The organism is Bacillus sp. RE35, from assembly GCF_052146655.1.
Taxonomy (GTDB): Bacteria; Bacillota; Bacilli; order Bacillales; family Bacillaceae_G; genus Bacillus_A; species Bacillus_A cereus.
Genome location: NZ_CP197377.1, coordinates 1,127,578 through 1,146,224, shown reverse-complemented (window position 1 = coordinate 1,146,224; position 18,647 = coordinate 1,127,578). Strand labels below are relative to the sequence as shown.

The window sequence follows — 18,647 nt, the reverse complement described above, 5'->3', positions numbered from 1 at the left end:
TTATAATCTATTAATGTTTCAATTTACTCTGTTTCCATTCGTGTTAATCCATAGGCCAATAATAAATTCAAGAGAAAACTATTTACTTACGCAAAAGCACATCAATATCTTCCTTGAATTTCAAAATACAAATTATTAATAAAACAAGTAAAGTAGCTATATTAAGAACATTAAAGATATACCAAAAAAACAACACTCCTATCAGTACATCAGATATAAATCCTTCCCTGACATTTTTTAAATATTGATTGAATTTTTTTGAAGACAGCATAACTTTCTCTAGTATAAATATGGTAATGCCAGCAAGAAAGAAGACTATCTTTTTCAAATCCGAAGGCTGATCTACTAAAACATAAGCTACTATATATATAAATAGCAAATCAATAATTCTGAACCTTTTAAGCATATTATTCACTTTTACCATTTGGCTTTCTTCCATTTCCCTTTTGATTTACCTTCGTCATATTTTAAATACCACTGTTTAGAATTCAATTTTTTTCTATAAGTTAAAGTAATTTTAGTACCCGGTTCTGGGACTGGCTTTATAAATTTTTCCCCAACATAATAGCCCCCTACTATCTCTAAACTCTTCTGTCGACTTGGAGCTTTTATATATTTTAAACCAATGTTCTTAACTACATTACCAGCATTAAAACTGACAACTGCTCTCGCAATTTGTCCTGAATAATAATTAAATTTAGTTTGCTTATAACTTCTTTGGTAATATTCATGCTTACCTTTTTTCCAATATTTATATCCACTTACAACTTTTTTTGCCTTATACCCATCCGGATCCACCATCATCACCGGATTATTATCACCATACGTATACCCATTCTGCGTCACTGGATCATCACTATCACCCGGATCTGGATCCACCGATAAGAACACACCATGGTCTGGGTTATAGTATCTCGCGATCAAGTAATACATACCAATCTCTTTATCATACATGTATCCCGCATATCCGAATGGGTTGTCTGCTGCGATTCCTTTTGCTTCGCTCTTTAAGACGTTACCCCATGCATCATATTCATAGCTTGCGACTATTTGTCCATCTTTGTCGGTCATTGCTATTACGTCACCGCGCGGGTTGTAATGGTAGTATACCGATTGATCTTGTATTTTCATTGCTAGGCGGACGCCGTCTTTGTTGTAAACGTATTGTCGGAGGACTTTTCCGTTCCCGTCTGTTTCATATAGCGGGTTGATGCTGTCACCATCGTAGAAGTAACGGGTTACTTGTCCGTTTACGTTCTTTTCAATACGACGGTTTTCGTTGTCGTATTTATATGTTGCGAACGGTTTGCCTTCCCCTTTTTTCGTTACAGCAACAAGTTGGTCTGCTTCGTTCCATGTGTATGTGTATTTCCCATCAGATGTACGGTTACCATTTGCGTCATACGTTAACGATTCGTTTCCGAATTTTAGAAGTTGATTTCCTTCGTTAAATGTTGCGATTACTGATTTCGTTTCTTTTCCATTCTCTGTTACTTTCACACTCGTACGATTGCCAAATCCATCATACATGTAGTCTCTAACTGTTCCATTTGGTGTAGATTCTTTTAATAATTGATTAATTGGATCATAAACATAATTTGTTTCCGTTATTTTCCCATCAAGACTTTCATGTTTAATCTTCGTACGGTTTCCTGTTTTGTCATACTCATATTTCTCTAATAGTAGCATTTGCTTTGGTGTTGCAATAGCTAAATCCGATAGTTTCCCTGTTTGGTCATAATTATACGTTGCACTAGCATCATTCGGTGCGATATACGTACGTACGTGGCCGTTCTCATCATAATGGAAATTATAATGTGCCCACATTTCATCCCAAACAGATGTGTTTTGATCTAAAGCATTATATTCATATTTTATTTTACTGTTATACCCACCGTGTGTAATTGACTGTTCTTTTAACTTTTCGGTTTTGCTATTTGCTTTATCATGATATGCCCAATCAATTTTCCCACCTCGGCTATCCGTTATACTCGTGATCCGATCTGCTGTATCATATGTTTTGCTTTTTTCAACCCCATTTACATGATCTTTCACTTTCGTTTCTTGTCCATTAGCATCGCGTTCGAATGTAAAGGCATCTTTTCCATTTCGCTTTTCACCCATAATGCGATCCGCTGTATCATAACTCCATTCAATCAGTGAGCCATTTGGCATTTTCGTTTTTGTCTTATTTGCATTTGCATCATATTCATATTCAATGCGACGATTTAACGCATCGATATACGTTGTAATTTTATTATCTACATCATACTCATATTTGTGTGTTTGTGTTTTCCCACCAAACATTATAGATTTTTCAGTTGTATTGCCATTATGATCATAATTATAACCAACAGAAGTTCCATTTTTTAATGTCACTTTTTTAAGTTGATTATCTTTATTGTAATCGAAAGATTTTGTATTCCCTCTCTCATCGGTTTCTGACTTTTTATTTCCGACTCCATCATAAGAAAAGGCTATTTTATTTCCTTCTTCATCATACGAAGCTGTTACATTTCCATCGTTGTCATATTCATTTTTGACAAGCACATTCCCTTCTAATAACCGAATATCATCAAACCATACTTTTCCTTTGTTTTCATTTCTAAATAACAAATAAGTATCGATATGTTTAATCGGCTTTGTCGCTGGAATGAATACCGCACTACGATTCCAATCATTCGTTCCATTCGGAAACATAGCTGTAAAATTGGCAGTACTACCATCTTGATACGTTACATCTGCTCGTACTGCATAATCTTTCGATAATTTCTCTCCTGCACTATTCTCTACTTTCTCGGATTTTGACATAGCAGTTAAAGTTAAGTTTTGTGCTTGTTTTTGATTTAGTACAATACGACTTTGGTAACTAATGTCCTTCTGATTATATTGTAAGTTTTCTAATACAATAGAAGAACCACCATGAAATCCTTCTGTTGCTATATCTTTTCGATTACAATTTTCTGGACAATTTCTAGTCCAATTCGGAACAGATCCAGTTTCCGAATACTCTTCAAAACTACTATTTACAATTGGATTAAAACTAGATGATACATCTCCTTTTTCAAGCTGCAACTTATCAAACCAAGCTGCTCCACTTACAGATTCTCTTTCATGTTCAATGACTAAATGTATTTTTGCTTTACTTGCCTTATCTGTCGTTTTAAACGTCAATTGACGATTCGACCATCCATTTTCTGATTTTAAATTATTTGAGCGATTGTCGGACCAATCCGTTCCACCAGTCGGATTTCCATTTTCATCTAAGAACATGACATTAAAATAGGCATCTGCATTTTTCAGTGTAGTTTTCACCATACCCGTTAATGTATAGTTCGTACTAGGTTCTACTTCTACTTCCTGTGCTATTGCTGTATATCCCCAAGAACTAGCACCAGTTATTTGCGCAGTTAACTTCAATGAACCTGAGCCACCAAGCCCTCCCGGTGCTCCTTCCGCATCCTTTGTCATAGAGCCCTTACTATCTTTATTCACCATTGTCCAATTTTGTAATGTGTCCATTTCAAAGCTTGGATTTTTTAGAAGGTTTCCTCCTACACCAATATTTTTACTCGTTTGAATGACATTCCCAAATTTATCATACTGTTTTACTTCAGCTGTTTCGGAGGCATGATTTGTTTCTGAAACAGCTGCATTTGCTTGTTGATACGCTATAGTAGTTTTCCGATCTTCTACATCTGTCGCTTTAATAACATCATTATTTTTATTATATTCAAACTTTTCAGTCCCTGTTGGATCTGTTACAGAAGTCACATTACCATTGTTATCATATGTGACTGTTTCCACTTGATTTTTAGGCGTTGTCGTTTTCTCCAAGTGATTCGCTTTATATTCATATGTTGTCGTTAACTTTAAATGCTCTGCATCTACAACTATTTTTGCTGGATTACCAGCTTGATTATAGCTATGCACCGTTTTACGAGCTTTAGCATCCGTCAACGTTACCTCTTTAGCTGCATCGTTATAAGATAATACAGATTCCTTTCCTAGCGGGTCTGTTACCTTTACTAATTTATTATTTTCATACGTATATGTCGTTTTATATGGTTTTGTTTCCGTATGTTTCGGATCAAACGTATAACGTAGTTTTCCATTCTCATAGCCATAACGATACTTCTTTCCTTCTGGTGTCGTAGATCCTACTAACTGATCATTTTCGTATTCGAACGTTACAGTGCTATTTTCTGGCCCTATAAATTGAGAAACAAATTTCCCTGTATACGTAATAGTAATAGTAATAGTACGTCCTGATGCATCTGTAATCTTAATCGGCCTTTGATTTGTATCATATTCATACTTCACAACATTTCCAAAGCTATCTTTCTCTTGTTGTACTTTTCCTTGCTTTGAAAATGTTATAACGGATTGATCTTTATCTTTTAATTCAAATCCATCAGCTATTTTCTTTACTTCTAAATGAACACCATTAGGTGCTTGATATTGATTATCACCTGTTTTAGTAAATAGTAATGTGGATTTGTCTCTCGTTGTATATAAAATATTTCCAGAAGATTCTTCTTTCATCACTTCTTCTAATGAACTATGCCAGCCTTTCCCGAATAAACCAGTTCCGGTATCTTGACTATTATACGTTCGATCAATAGATACATTCGGGCCTTTTCCAGACAGATTAAAATCCGTCTCATCCATAACAAAATTCCCATTAATAGCAGTAACCTTTCCACCAATTACATTCACTGCTGCCCAATAATCTTTCGTGCCAAGCCAAGAAACGTCATTCGAAAAAGTTGGTGTAAACTCTTGTGAAATTTCACTTTCTGCATGACCCGCTTTACTATACGCTGTTACTCGGAACCAATAGTTTTTGGAACCACCATATATACCACCAGAATTGCGGTAGACTGGAGATGGATCTAACGAAAGCTCATTTCCTTTTTGGTCATGATGAAGTTGATATTTTCCACTAGAAATTTCCGCTTCTGTCGGCCAAATATTTTGTCCTTGCGTTGTCCATGTTGTTGTATTACCAACATCAAATGCTTCATAGTCTTTCCCGTTATAAATCCATACTTTATAACCACTTGCCTCTGGAACAGGATCCCACTTTACTGATACATATCCTGTATTACTACCTGGCCCATTTGTATAAGCTGATCCAGCTGGCCTCTTTACTTGTTCTAGCGGAACATAGGAAACTGTTTCATCAGACAACGGACTATCACCGTATGGATATTCCGCTACGATTCGAATCCAGTACCCACGAGCTGAACTATAATCCCCATATGGGCTACCTGCCAAATAAGCATTTTTGTACATTGGGCCAGGGCTTACGGAAAAATCCGTCCCCTTTCCATCTTTATGAAACTCAAATTTCCCTGCATTTATTTCATCTTGTGTAGGGAAGATTTTCTTATCTTTCGTACTCCAACTTGTTACATTTCCGACAGGAATATATTCATAGTCATATCCATTAAAAATGGCAACTTTATATCCTTTTGCACCTTGAACTGCGTCCCATTGTATATTGAAATGCCCTGCTTCACTTCCAGTTCCATTCGAATACGCTTGTACCCTCGGTTTATTCAATTTTTCATATGAATAATTAACCGCTAAATATGGCGCATTCGAACCATTTTGAGCTGCGACAAACTTCTTCCAATGCGTCTGTCCATTTCCGTTAGCATGTAATTTGAAGCCGTAATTCGGTCTCGTTCCATCTACCCACGCTTTTACTGTATTTGTTACATTAAATTGCGCCCACTTCCCGCGACCTACATTTGCTTGAGCAATATTATTTGATCCTGGCTTATTACTCCAATTAATATTAGAAACATTCCAATTTCCCGTTACTTCATCAAGCCATACACCATTTGGGCTATCTCCGTAATAATGCCATATAGCATACGTATGAAATGTTGCACTTTGAATTGTTGCACCTTTTAAATTAGAAATATCAGATTTAATAAAAGCATCATTTGTGCCTGTTCCTGCATTAAAATAACCGACTTTTAACGTATATGCCTTTTGTCCTTCATCCCATAAACTACCGCCTGAATAATTAATATTAGGATCTGCGCTTGATGCATACGCATTTTCAAATCCCCTTACCGTAACCGAAGGATCTATAAAAACAGGATACTTACGTTCGGCTGATTCTAACCATTTTGGATCTGCAGTAACTGTTAAATTGTATTTCTTCCCCCCAGCAGGAGTTATCTCATATTTCACATCTTGAGATGTAACAGCTTCTCCGGATTCTTGATTAATATTTGAGTCAGCCATATAAGGCTTTGGTAGTACAAATACATTCTCCTTTTTTTCATTTTGAAAAATAATAGAACCATCTTCTTTTAAACTCGGCTGTAAATCTGTCTGTAATTCGAATGAAAAAATGTGATGCCCTGTATATTGATGGAGTACAAAGTCTTCCTTTACATTTTCATTAAATGTTGTACTTTTTAAATCAATACTTGGAAAAATCCCTTTATACCATACTGTATTCTCTTCATGCGACGCTGTAACAGCTGTCGGTTTTAATTCACCCTTTTCACCACGTGCGCCTGTCAATTCATACTGAATCGTATGTCCATCCACTTCGAATTGAACATACTTTCCATCCTTTACTACTTTCTCAAACTTCGGCTTTAATGCTGTATTTTCTGTTACGATTTTTTATCTGGTGATTCTACTAAATTAGTAGAAACCTCTTCTAATTTCCCATTCTTTTCTGCATGAATTGGTTCAGTATATATTTTTTTAGTAAACGTACCATCTTGATTATCAAAAACCTTTTCTGTCTCCGTCCGTTCTTCTACAACTTCAGTCGGCTTAGCTTTTGCATTGGCATTTTTTTGTTTTATCTGATCTGGATGTGGAGCTGGTAATTCCTTCTCGTCTTTCTGTTCTACTTGTGGACTTGGTTCTGAATTTGGCGACGGTGTAAACGGCGGTGCCGTTTCCGCCAGTCCATTCATCGGTATAGAAGTAACAATTAATGCAACTACCATAAGCTGTATGAAGTACCTATACCAATTTTTCTTAACTTGCTTCTTTTCCATACATTCACCCCTAATTCGTATCGGTTTTATTCTTACAATTAACAATTTAAAGAATTTTCCGAGGGGGTTCAACATAAAAATGACAATATTGTGACATTTTTTCTAAAAATGTATATTTTCCGACAATTTACCATTTTATATTCCTTTTTCCTTATAAATACAGTAAAATATTTGTAGATTAAACGTTTTATTACACTTTATTTACTTTTTATCTACTTTATAATAAAAAAGAACTATCTCTTCTCTTAAAAATTCAGAGAAAGAATAGTTCTTTTTTCATTTACTTTATTTCTTAAAGTAAGTCCAGCCTTCTTCTTGGTAAACCTTTTCTTCTTTCATCAACTTACCAAGTGCGCGCTTAAATGCAGCTTTACTCATGTTAAAGCGTTCTTTAATATCTTCCGGATGGCTCTTATCCCAAAACGGCATTGCTCCGCCTCGTTCTTCCATATATGCATAAATTACTGCAGCATCGTCTTCCATTCCTTCTTCTTTACGAGGAAGAAGTGAAATGTTAATTGTACCGTCATCTTTTACGTCAATAATACGTCCTGTTACACGCTGACCGATGCGGACTTGTTCTTTTCTTTCTGTATGGTGTAAGAAAGCACGGAAATGCTCATCAGTTAGTACGAATGAACCGACTTGAAGCGAACGATATACACGTCCATTTACGTTTTTATTACGCATAGATGGCGTTGCATCTACGATAATTTCTTGCATATCACTGTCTCTTGCCGGAAGAGCAATTAAACGATCACGATTCGTTAATTTTAACGTACAATATAATTCGTCGCCTACTTCTGGCCATACTGGCATATAAATCGGGAACTCATCAGCTGGAATTAGTATATCTTTTGACACACCAATATCAACAAACACACCTAAACTAGGAATAACTTCTACAACCTTTACCCAGTTCCAATCATAAGTTGTAATAATCGGTTCCTTCATTGTTGCTGAAATACGATTTTGGTGATCAAGGTATAAGAATACATCAATCGTATCGCCTTCTTCAATTTCTCCAGCTACTTCGTTTTTATGTAGGAAAATTTCCTCTTCTTCATTCCCAACCATATATCCGATTTCCGTTTCGCGTAAAACAGTTACCTGTTCAATCGATCCTATTTGCAAATACATATTTTTTAATTCCCTTCTATATATATAAAATTATCTTTTTTATCATTCCAAACAAAAGTTAATTATAACATGATTTTTCCTGTATTTGTCCAACTGCCCAAAATTCACTATAATAAAATGAGGTTACATGAATATAAGTACGAAAACACTTAAGTCTAGACTCGTTTTCAGCTATACTTTAGTATGTACAGTACATAACAAGATTAGAAATTTATTTGGAGGTGCTAACTATGGCAAAAGATAGTTCTTTTGACATCGTTTCGAAAGTAGAATTACCTGAAGTAACAAACGCAATTAATATCGCATTAAAAGAAATACAAAACCGATATGACTTTAAAGGAAGTAAAAGTGATATTAAATTAGAAAAAGAAGTACTTGTTTTAACTTCTGATGACGAGTTTAAATTAGAGCAAGTAAAAGACGTTCTTATCTCTAAACTTGTAAAACGTAACGTTCCAATTAAGAACTTAGATTACGGAAAAGTTGAAGCTGCAACTGGCAACACTGTTCGCCAACGCGCAACACTTCAACAAGGTATCGATAAAGATAACGCTAAAAAAATTAACAACATCATTAAAGAAATGAAATTAAAAGTAAAAACACAAGTACAAGATGATCAAGTACGTGTTACAGCGAAAAGCCGTGATGACTTACAAGCAGTAATCGCAGCTGTTCGTAGCGCTGATTTACCAATCGACGTACAGTTCATTAACTACCGCTAAAAAGAAAACTCCTCTTAATTAGAGGAGTTTTTTGTTTTGTAGAGACAATATTCCGAGAACAAACCATAGAAAAATGGTGTATGCGGTGAAAATCACTAAGTGAACAGAGTCTAACCATACGAATACTTTACAAGTGAGCGCATGATTAAACTAGGCCTTATTGTAGAATTTGTTTTATACATGTATTTAGCAGACCTTATTGAAAATAAGAAAAATATACCTTAAGACGTTTCCCCTTCAATTTGAATTACTTTTCTTAATAACCACATCCTGGGCCAAAGTCATCTTAAAAATCGCTGTAACTCATAATTCCTCTCCCCGCCAAAACGTAACAATTTATGAGTATAAGAATATTTCCCAACCTTTAATGTAATGTAAAATTAGTAAGGATCTAAAAAATGTTAATTAAAAAAGAGTTAGAAGTGGTTTTTTGAAGAAATTAATATTATGGTTTTTATTAGCCACATTCTCCCTAAATACTGTAGGATGTTCTAATAATACGAATACACTAACGGATAAATCTAACTGTATCAACAAAGCTTGGTACAAAAAAAATATGTCATGTAATCATTTAAAAAACATTAAATAGTTAATGATAAAGATCTAAAGAAAAGACACCCCAAAGTACCTTCCTCCGACTTGAACCAATAATATTCGGATGGATTTAAAAAGAAGCCTACATCTTTAATAAAGATGCAGGCTTCAAAATAAAAAAGTACGCTAAAGCGCTAAGTAAACTCTTATTCAAAAATTTATATTAAGCACTAATATTTTAGAAGCAAGTTTATAAGTATAAAACCTACAGAGATTTCCCCTGTAGGTTTTATTATATTTCAAGTGATTTCCAAATGAATTATGAGTGACTTTTTTCAGTTTGGTTTTCAAAATATTTTTCTTTAACCATTTTTATCAGATTTTCTTTTTCTGTTAGTTCAAATATAAATAATGCTTTTTTCATGTTATTTGCAACATCTTCTTCATTAGGTTGTTTAAGTTTCAATAAATTCCAAGCTTTTCCATAGTATAATTCACCTAGTAAATATAAAGTATTTAGATTAATAGCTAGTTTGATACCCATATCATTGTATTTTACTGCCTCTTCATGTTGATTTGCATGACCTAAAATTTTTGCTAAATTAAAAATAATTTTCAATTTAATTTCTTTATCTCTAGGAAAATCTAACTTATTAAAATTAGTTAAACACCTTCTTAATATATTAATACTTTTTTCATATTCTTTATTTTCCCCATGGAATATAGCAATTGTCTGCATAATATCTATTTCTCTTTCTGATAAAAAATCAGAATTAGTTACAGTTAATTTTAATGCATTATTTAAAAAATCTAAAGCAGTTTTTATTGATTTATCCACCATAAATATAGCAATCGCTTCATGCCATATTAAAAATTGTTTATCTTCTGTTGATTGGAAGTTATTTTCGTTTTTCTCTTTTTTCACTATTTCATAAAGTTCTTTGTATTGTTTTTGCTTTAAGCAATCTTTTATTACGCATTTTACATTTTCTACATATTTTAATTTTTTGTTTTGAGTTAATGCAAATATATTATTTGGGTCAATACCAAGTCTTTCTGATAATTGATATAACAATATACTAGATGGATAAATCACACCTTTTTCTATTTTGCTAATTTGACTTTGCGAACATATTCCATGACATAATTCGGATTGTGATATATTTTTTTTAATTCTAAGCTCTTTAATGGTAATACCCAAATCGTAAAACTCCATTTTCCCACCTACTATTTAGCACTGTATTAGTATAAGAGTATTCTCTAACTTTTAATGTAATATAAAATTAATATAGTTGCAATTATTGATTGCTTCAAAGATTCTTCCCTATCGGTGCTAACACAAAAAACAAGTTAGGAAGAAAATCCTCTTCCTAACCTAGCCCTCCTCTCACTAGGGACGTTTTCATTCTCACGTCGTTTCTCTTAAGAAATTTCATATCAACAGAATAACACTATTGCCCCACCGAACAAACTTACAAATACAATAAGAAGACATGAACATAGAGCGAGTAATTTCTCATCTCATCTACGCTTCCTTTTAACTGCAATTAGAAACGCAATAAATAATACATTCACACCGATTATTAAGGAGATAAATAACCAATTCACACCTGTTTCTCCGTTAACTTTATACACATTTGATTCTTCACGTTTTAAAACGAGATAAAACTTTCCGTTTTCCTCTCTTATAATTTCATCCTGTAACAATCCTCTTAACTCTTGTTTTTCACCAATTGCACTTGCAGGTAAGGAGACTTTTTGTGTTTCTTTCGTATTATTAATTGCTACTAAAGTTACTTCATCTTTATATTTTCGTTTTAGTATGCTCATCCCGCTCTTATCATACAGAAGCTCAAACGTACCGCGTCGTAAAGACGGTCTCGCCTGCCTAATTTCACCTAGTTTTGTTATGTGCTGCATAAATTTTTCGTCTGACTTAAAATCCATTAATCGTCTATTATCGGGTACACTTCCTCCATCTAATGCAATTTCCGTTCCGTAATAAAAATTCGGAATCCCAGGTGATGTTAACAAATAAGTAAGCGCCAGTTTTAAACGTGATGGCGGATAATACATATTTTCTTTTGCAATACGCGCATATCTTTTTGTTTCTTGATCATCTAAAAACGTAACAAATTCCCCTTCTTTTTTACTCACATCGTATAACGATTTCACCGATACATCCGCTTCGGAAAACGATTCTACGATTTTTTCGTTGTATTCGCTATCCTCCTTTGTCATAATACGAAAATCTTTCTTTATCACTTGCATATCTTTTTGCGCGTTATCCCAAAAGGAACGCGGATTTTTTTCACTATGTATAACATAACTTCCGTCTAAATCAACTTCTTTTATCCACCATTTCATTGCGTCAATTACCTGTCGTTCGTTTTCTCCAAGCGGAAATTGAAATACAACTTTCATTCCTTTTGCATGAGCTTCTTTTACAAGTTCTTTCACATCATTGTCTGTCCCGAAATGTTCATTTACCTTTTTAAAATTTCGCACGTCTAATCCATCGTACTTTCCACTTTCAAAAAGCGGCGAAAGCATAACGGTAGTAAAACCCATTTCTTTTATGTAATCCAACCTTTTTATAATTCCTCTTATATCCCCGCCTTGATACCCTTCTAAATTACCAACTTCTAATTGTTTGTCATTTTTCGGTTCTCCATTATTGAAGCGATCAATCATAATGGAGTATATAACTTCATCTTTCCACTCTCTTTTTTCGTCTGCAAAAGTATGTATTGGTACAAACAAAACAAAAGCTAAGCAAAAACAAATGAATAGTTTCCTAGTCCGTATTTTTCCCACACGCATCCCCCAAGTTTTTAATTGTAAGAATATTATACCAATTATCCGAGAGAAACGCATATGTCGATTTCAATCCTCACAAAATAATCTATGTTATATTTTCTAACATCATGTATATATTTTTCTGAATTTTTAGTTGATTTTTAGTTCTTTTTCGAATATGATATGAAACATAACAAAACGATGTTATTTTTTCTAACATTATAGGAGGAGAGCTCATGAATATGGGAGATACAGTTTTTATGTTTGTGACGACAGTAATGGTCATGTTGATGACACCAGGATTGGCACTTTTTTATGGAGGTATGGTTCGCAGCAAAAATGTACTCAGTACAACGATGCATAGTTATAGTGCAATGGCTATCGTTTCGATTCAATGGATTGTTATCGGCTATTCTTTATCATTCGGACCAGATTGGCACGGGCTTATCGGTACACTTGATTGGTTCGGTCTAAACGGAGTTACCTACGCACCAAATCCAGACTACTCATCTACTATTCCTCACAATTTATTCATGATGTTTCAACTCATGTTCGCCATTTTAACTCCAGCTTTAATTTCAGGTGCATTTGCTGAAAGAATGCGCTTTTCTGCCTTTCTTATTTTTATCCTTTTATGGACAACGATTGTTTACAATCCTGTCGCTCATTGGGTATGGGGCGTCGGCGGGTGGCTAAGGGAACTTGGTGCACTAGACTTCGCTGGCGGAAACGTCGTTCACATCACTTCCGGAGTTGCTGGTCTTGTATTAGCTATTTTCCTCGGAAAACGAAAAAACATAAATGGTTCTTCTCCTCACCATTTGCCATTTACAATGTTAGGCGCAGGCTTATTATGGTTTGGCTGGTTCGGTTTTAACGTCGGCAGCGCATTATCCTTAAACGACGTAGCTTTAACTGCATTTATTAATACAAATATAGCCGCTGCTGCCTCAGCATTAACTTGGATGCTTTCAGAGTGGTTCTTCCAATCAAAACCGACTGCGATGGGAGCTGCTTGTGGCGCCGTTTCCGGTCTAGTCGCTATTACACCAGCTTGCGGGTTCGTTACACCTTTCTCAGCTCTTCTTATCGGAGCAATTGGCGGCGTATTATGCTTCGGAGCGGTCTTTTTCTTAAAAACAAAATTCGGATACGACGATACACTCGATGCATTCGGATGTCACGGCATCGGTGGAACTTGGGGCGGTATTGCGACAGGATTATTTGCAACTACTGCCGTAAACGGCGATGGCGCTAACGGATTATTTTACGGAAACGCCTCGCTGCTGTTGAAACAACTTGTAGCGATCGGCGCAACATATGCATTCACAATTATAATGACGTATGCCATTATTAAAGCAATCAACTTCTTCCTCCCTGTCCGGGTAGATGAGCACGAGGAACATATGGGACTTGATATTTCGATGCATGGGGAGAAAGCTTATGAGTATACTGAGCGAGTGAACTAAAAAAAGAGATGCAATCTATTAGTAATAGATTGCATCTCTTTTTTGCGCACCGGGCAACATACCCCACCTAGTATAAATGGAAATATATTAACGGTTTTTTGGATATATCAACGATTTTTCAAATATATCGATTGTTCCTTTCAATATATCAACGTTTCGACACAAGATATCGATTTACCAACAAATTCCGACATAACGAAACTGAAGAATACCCGCGTGTAACTTTACACAAAAAAAGACGACCGTTTCATAACAGTCGTCTTTTCCGATTTATTTCGGAGCATTTCCTACATATTGCGTAATATCAACATTTAATGCCTGCGCTAAACGCATACCGTATTCTTGATCTGCACGGAAGAAGTTACAAACAGCTAGTAATTTCGTGCGTTCATTTACGTCTTTTAAGTCATTTGTTAAGTTTGCAATTAAGTTATCTTGCTCTTCTTTAGAGAATGAACGGTAACGCTCACCTGCTTGTTTGAAGTCATTTGGTTTGTCAATTTTTTCACGAGATACATAGCCTTCTACTTTCATAGTGGAATCGCGGTAAGCTGGGTCTTCAACTGGATTTTCAGCATGACGGCTCGGTTCGTAGTTGATTGTAGATGGGTTTTGATTTACTTGCATCGCACCATCACGTTGTTGATTATGAACAGCTGCGTATGGGCAGTTTACAGGAATTTGTAAGTAATTTGCACCAAGACGATAACGTTGTGTATCTGGGTAAGAGAATAAACGACCTTGTAATAATTTATCTTCCGATGGCTCAATACCATTTACAGTTGCACTTGGAGAGAACGCTACTTGTTCTACTTCTGCAAAGAAGTTTTTCGGATTACGATTTAACGTCATTGTCCCTACTTCCATTAATGGGAAGCGATCTTCTGGCCATACTTTCGTTGGATCTAGTGGATCAAAGTCTAAAGAGTCCATTTCATCTAATTGCATAACTTGTACGTGTAAATCCCATTTTGGGTGATTTCCTTTTTCGATTGCATCGAACAAGTCACGAGTTGCATGATTGAAGTCTTTCCCTTGTACTTCTTGCACTTCTTTCGCATTTAGGTTACGTACACCTTGCTGTGGTTTCCAGTGGTATTTTATATAAACAATTTTACCTTCTTCATTAATCCATTTAAATGAATGGACGCCGAAACCCTCCATTTCACGATAGCTTGCTGGTGTACCGTAATCAGAAAATACCCATGTCATCATATGTGTAGATTCTGGACTTAACGTCATGAAATCCCAATAACGATCTGGCGTTTGAATATTCGTATCAGGTGCTGGTTTTAAGGAATGTACCATATCTGGGAATTTAATTGCATCACGAATGAAGAAAACTGGTAAATGGTTACCTACGATATCGTAGTTTCCTTCTTCTGTATAAAATTTAACAGCGAACCCACGTGGGTCACGTGCTGTTTCAGGAGAACCTTGACCATGAATAACCGTTGAAAAACGAACAAATACAGGCGTTTCAGTTCCTTCATTTTGTAAAAATGCAGCTTTCGTATATTGCTTCATACTATTTTTCGTTACGAATACACCGTGAGCACCTGCACCACGTGCATGCACAACACGCTCCGGAATACGTTCACGATCAAAGTGCGCAAGTTTTTCTACTAAATGATAGTCTTCTAATAATACTGGTCCACGACGACCGGCTGTACGAGAATTTTGGTTGTCTCCAACTGGAGCACCTTGGTTTGTTGTTAAGCGATTATTTGGATTCATCTAGGGGGATCCTCCTCTTTATTTCGTAGTAATTATTATTTATTTAAAATTATTATAAATTAATTATTATTCAAAACTAAATCTTTGTCAACTATTTCCTTCACTTTTTTGGAAACAATTTCAGCCAAACAGTCGATAAATGCTGATTGTGCATTCGGCATATTTGGTCTAAAATATTTGGCATTTAATTCATCAGTTACAACTTTACATTCATAATCGTTGTCATATAAAACTTCTAAATGCTCCGCTACAAAACCAACTGGGCAATATATGAAAGATTCGTACCCATGCTCTTCATATAAATCTTTCGTTAAATCTTGCACATCTGGACCAATCCACGGATCTGGAGTATTCCCAGCACTTTGCCAACCGATTGTATAGTTTTGAATATTTGCAGCTTCTGCAATTAAATCTGCCGTATGCTTTAGTTGTTCTACATAAGGGTCTCCTGCTGCAATAATTTTTTCTGGCAAACTATGCGCTGAAAAAATTACGACTGCTTTCTCTTTATTTATAATATTAGTAAACGTCTCTTTTATTTGGTCTGCCCAATACGAAATAAACTTCGGTTCATCGTACCATTGTTCAATTGGTTCAATAACAGGACCACCGATTTCTTTTGAAAGACGAATAGCACGGTCATTATACGCTTTAATGCTAAATGTAGAGTAATGTGGCGCTAATACGATACTAATCGCTTGCTCGATCCCATCACGCTTCATTTCTTCTACCGCATCTTCTATAAATGGTGCAATATGTTTTAAACCTAAGTAACAAGTAAATTGATACTCTGTAAATATGTTATTCATTGAATCTGTTAATTTATGCGCCTGTTCTTTCGTAATTTTTGCAAGCGGCGAAATTCCACCAATCGCTTTATAGCGACCAATTAAATCTTCAAGCGCTTCTTCTGATGGCGTACGCCCGTGACGGATATGTGTATAATATGCCTCTACATCGTCTAATGATTCTGGTGTTCCATACGCCATTACGAGTAAACCTATTTTTTTCTTTGTCATCTATATAACACCTCAATTTTATAAATGAGAATACTTTTCAGAACATTTGTTTCCAATTATAACAAACAATAATAAGTACGTCAAAATAATAATTCTAATTAAATATTGTTTATAAGGTGATTTTAAATTTTATATGAAAACTTCTTTAATAAAAAGCGACTTACATAATTGTAAGCCGCTTTTCCCTTATTCCTTAATATTTACCCCATATTCTTTAAACCAAACGTGAATTTGTGCTAAATGAGCTAAAAGCTGTGGCCCAGTCATTAATTGACCAAACCATGGTGTTTGAAATGCACTGCCGCCAGACTGAATCAATCCGCTCAACTGCTCTTTATCAAACAGTTCGTGTAAAATTGAACCTTTATCCGTTAATAGATTTTGAAGCCATACTGTTACTGCTTTTGTATAGTGCGGATTGTGCGTTTTCGGATAAGGACTCTTCTTTCTATATAAGATGTCATGTGGAAGTACACCTTCTAACGCTTTACGTAATAGACCTTTTTCGCGGTTTTTATACATTTTCATTTCCCAAGGAATATTCCACGCATATTCGACAAGACGATGATCTGCAAATGGAACACGTACTTCTAAGCTCGCTCCCATACTCATGCGGTCTTTTCTGTCTAATAATGTTGTCATAAACCATACCATATTTAAATAAAATAATTGGCGTCTTTTTGCTTCTAGCGGACTTTCCCCCTCTAAAATAGGAACTTCTTGAATCGACTCTTCATAGCGCCTTTGTACATATTGTTGTAAATTTAATTTATTTCTCCATTCTTTTTTTAGAAGTTGTTCACGTGCCTCTGTAGAACGCATCCACGGAAATGCACTCGATTGTAAATCATCTTCTCTATAAAACCACGGATATCCACCAAATATTTCATCTGCACATTCTCCAGATAAGCCAACGACAAAATCTTGTTTAATTTCTCGGCAAAACCATAATAATGACGAATCGATATCTGCCATACCAGGCAAATCACGAACGAGTACTGCTTCAGTTAAATACTCTGCTAATTTTTCATTCGAAATGACGCAGCGATGATGGGTTGTTTGAAATGTCTCAGTCATTAAATTAATAAACGGAGCATCTGAATTTGGCTGGAATGCATTCGCTTTAAAGTATTTGTCATTATCTTCGTAATCAATAGAATACGTGTGTAATTGCCCTTTTCCTGATCTCTCATATTCTTTCGCTGCAATAGCTGTAATAGCGCTCGAATCTACACCACCCGATAAAAAAGTACATAGTGGTACATCAGAAACAAGCTGTCTTGTAATAGCATCTTGTAATAAAAAGCGCGTTTTCTCTACTGTTTCTTCAAAAGAGTCTTCATGTTTTTTACTTTCTACATTCCAATATCTCCATATACATAAACCGTTCTTTGAAAATGTCATTGCATGACCTGGACGCAATTCTTTTATACCAGCATAAATACCGTGGCCAGGCGTTCTTGACGGTCCGAGCCCGAATATTTCTGATAATCCTTCTAACGTTACTTCCGCCTTCACATCTGGATGCGACAATATCGCTTTTAACTCCGAACCAAATAGTAAGCGTCCGCTATCATATTTATAAAAAAGTGGCTTTACACCTAATCGATCTCTCGCAATAAATACTTGTTCTTTCTGTTCGTCCCATACTGCAAACGCATATATACCGTTTAAATGATCGACACATTCTTCTTTCCATTCAATATAAGAAGCTAATAATACTTCTGTATCAGAATGACCTTTGAACGTATATCCTCTTCTTAATAATTCCTTTCGAATGTCTTCTGTGTTATAAAGTTCACCGTTATAGCAAATGGCGTAATTCGTTTCACCTTTTAAACAAGTCATCGGCTGTTTACCGCCCTCAGGATCCACAACGATTAACCGCTTATGCCCAAATGCGACATTTCCTTTAATCCAAACTTTATTATCATCCGGCCCCCGTTTCGCTAACGTCTCAGCCATCTTCGTAACGACATCTCTTTCTCCTTCTAATGAGCGTTTATAATCCACCCATCCTGTAATCCCGCACATATAAATCATCCTTCCATCTTATTTCTTTTCTTGAACGTGCAGTAATCCCCACCCTAAGAGTGCGGATCAAAAAAATGAAAAACTTGACGATAACCTACTATCCACATATGGAATAGCATTTTCACTCAGTAAAACGTGTTTTATTGTATGCCC

General features: G+C 35.4%; 9 protein-coding genes and 1 pseudogene. 2 read left to right on the top strand and 8 right to left on the bottom strand.

Annotated features, from left to right (window positions below; genetic code table 11):
- Nucleotides 1-82 precede the first annotated feature (82 nt).
- The 3 genes and pseudogenes from ACTL4X_RS05985 to ACTL4X_RS05975 all read right to left on the bottom strand — a co-directional run bounded on the left by ACTL4X_RS05985 (nt 83) and on the right by ACTL4X_RS05975 (nt 8,180).
- Complete coding sequence (locus ACTL4X_RS05985) at nt 83-439, bottom strand: hypothetical protein (RefSeq protein WP_136999878.1); 357 nt, start codon at nt 437-439, stop codon at nt 83-85.
- Nucleotides 418-7,040: pseudogene (locus ACTL4X_RS05980) on the bottom strand (DNRLRE domain-containing protein). The gene ACTL4X_RS05985 and the pseudogene ACTL4X_RS05980 overlap by 22 nt, the downstream one beginning before the upstream one ends.
- A 285-nt stretch (nt 7,041-7,325) precedes the next feature.
- The gene (locus tag ACTL4X_RS05975) at nt 7,326-8,180 is read right to left on the bottom strand and encodes a CvfB family protein (RefSeq protein WP_000281262.1); all 855 of its coding nucleotides are present in this window, start codon (nt 8,178-8,180) and stop codon (nt 7,326-7,328) included.
- A 230-nt stretch (nt 8,181-8,410) separates the two neighbouring features.
- Between ACTL4X_RS05975 and ACTL4X_RS05970 the strand changes: the two genes are divergently transcribed.
- Complete coding sequence (locus ACTL4X_RS05970; RefSeq protein ID WP_001040149.1) at nt 8,411-8,902, top strand: YajQ family cyclic di-GMP-binding protein; 492 nt, start codon at nt 8,411-8,413, stop codon at nt 8,900-8,902.
- 853 nt (nt 8,903-9,755) lie between these two features.
- Here ACTL4X_RS05970 and ACTL4X_RS05965 read toward each other — a convergent pair.
- On the bottom strand, nt 9,756-10,652 hold the full coding sequence (locus ACTL4X_RS05965) for a helix-turn-helix domain-containing protein (protein ID WP_000397889.1): 897 nt from the start codon (nt 10,650-10,652) through the stop codon (nt 9,756-9,758).
- A 305-nt stretch (nt 10,653-10,957) separates the two neighbouring features.
- On the bottom strand, nt 10,958-12,313 hold the full coding sequence (locus tag ACTL4X_RS05960; RefSeq protein ID WP_140161665.1) for an alpha-amylase family glycosyl hydrolase: 1,356 nt from the start codon (nt 12,311-12,313) through the stop codon (nt 10,958-10,960).
- 158 nt (nt 12,314-12,471) lie between these two features.
- On the opposite strand from ACTL4X_RS05960, the gene ACTL4X_RS05955 reads away from it, so the two are divergent.
- Nucleotides 12,472-13,704, top strand: a complete 1,233-nt coding sequence (locus ACTL4X_RS05955) for an ammonium transporter (protein ID WP_001055855.1) — start codon at nt 12,472-12,474, stop codon at nt 13,702-13,704.
- A gap of 270 nt (nt 13,705-13,974) precedes the next feature.
- On the opposite strand, the gene katB is transcribed toward ACTL4X_RS05955, so the two are convergent.
- The 3 genes from katB to asnB form a co-directional block, all read right to left on the bottom strand.
- On the bottom strand, nt 13,975-15,441 hold the full coding sequence (gene katB / locus ACTL4X_RS05950) for a catalase KatB (RefSeq protein ID WP_025687695.1): 1,467 nt from the start codon (nt 15,439-15,441) through the stop codon (nt 13,975-13,977).
- A gap of 59 nt (nt 15,442-15,500) precedes the next feature.
- On the bottom strand, nt 15,501-16,460 hold the full coding sequence (hemH, locus tag ACTL4X_RS05945; protein WP_000162629.1) for a ferrochelatase: 960 nt from the start codon (nt 16,458-16,460) through the stop codon (nt 15,501-15,503).
- Nucleotides 16,461-16,646: 186 nt separating this feature from the next.
- Entirely contained in the window at nt 16,647-18,494 is a 1,848-nt protein-coding gene (gene asnB / locus ACTL4X_RS05940; RefSeq protein ID WP_025687429.1) for an asparagine synthase (glutamine-hydrolyzing), read from the bottom strand.
- Between the last annotated feature and the right edge of the window lie 153 nt (nt 18,495-18,647).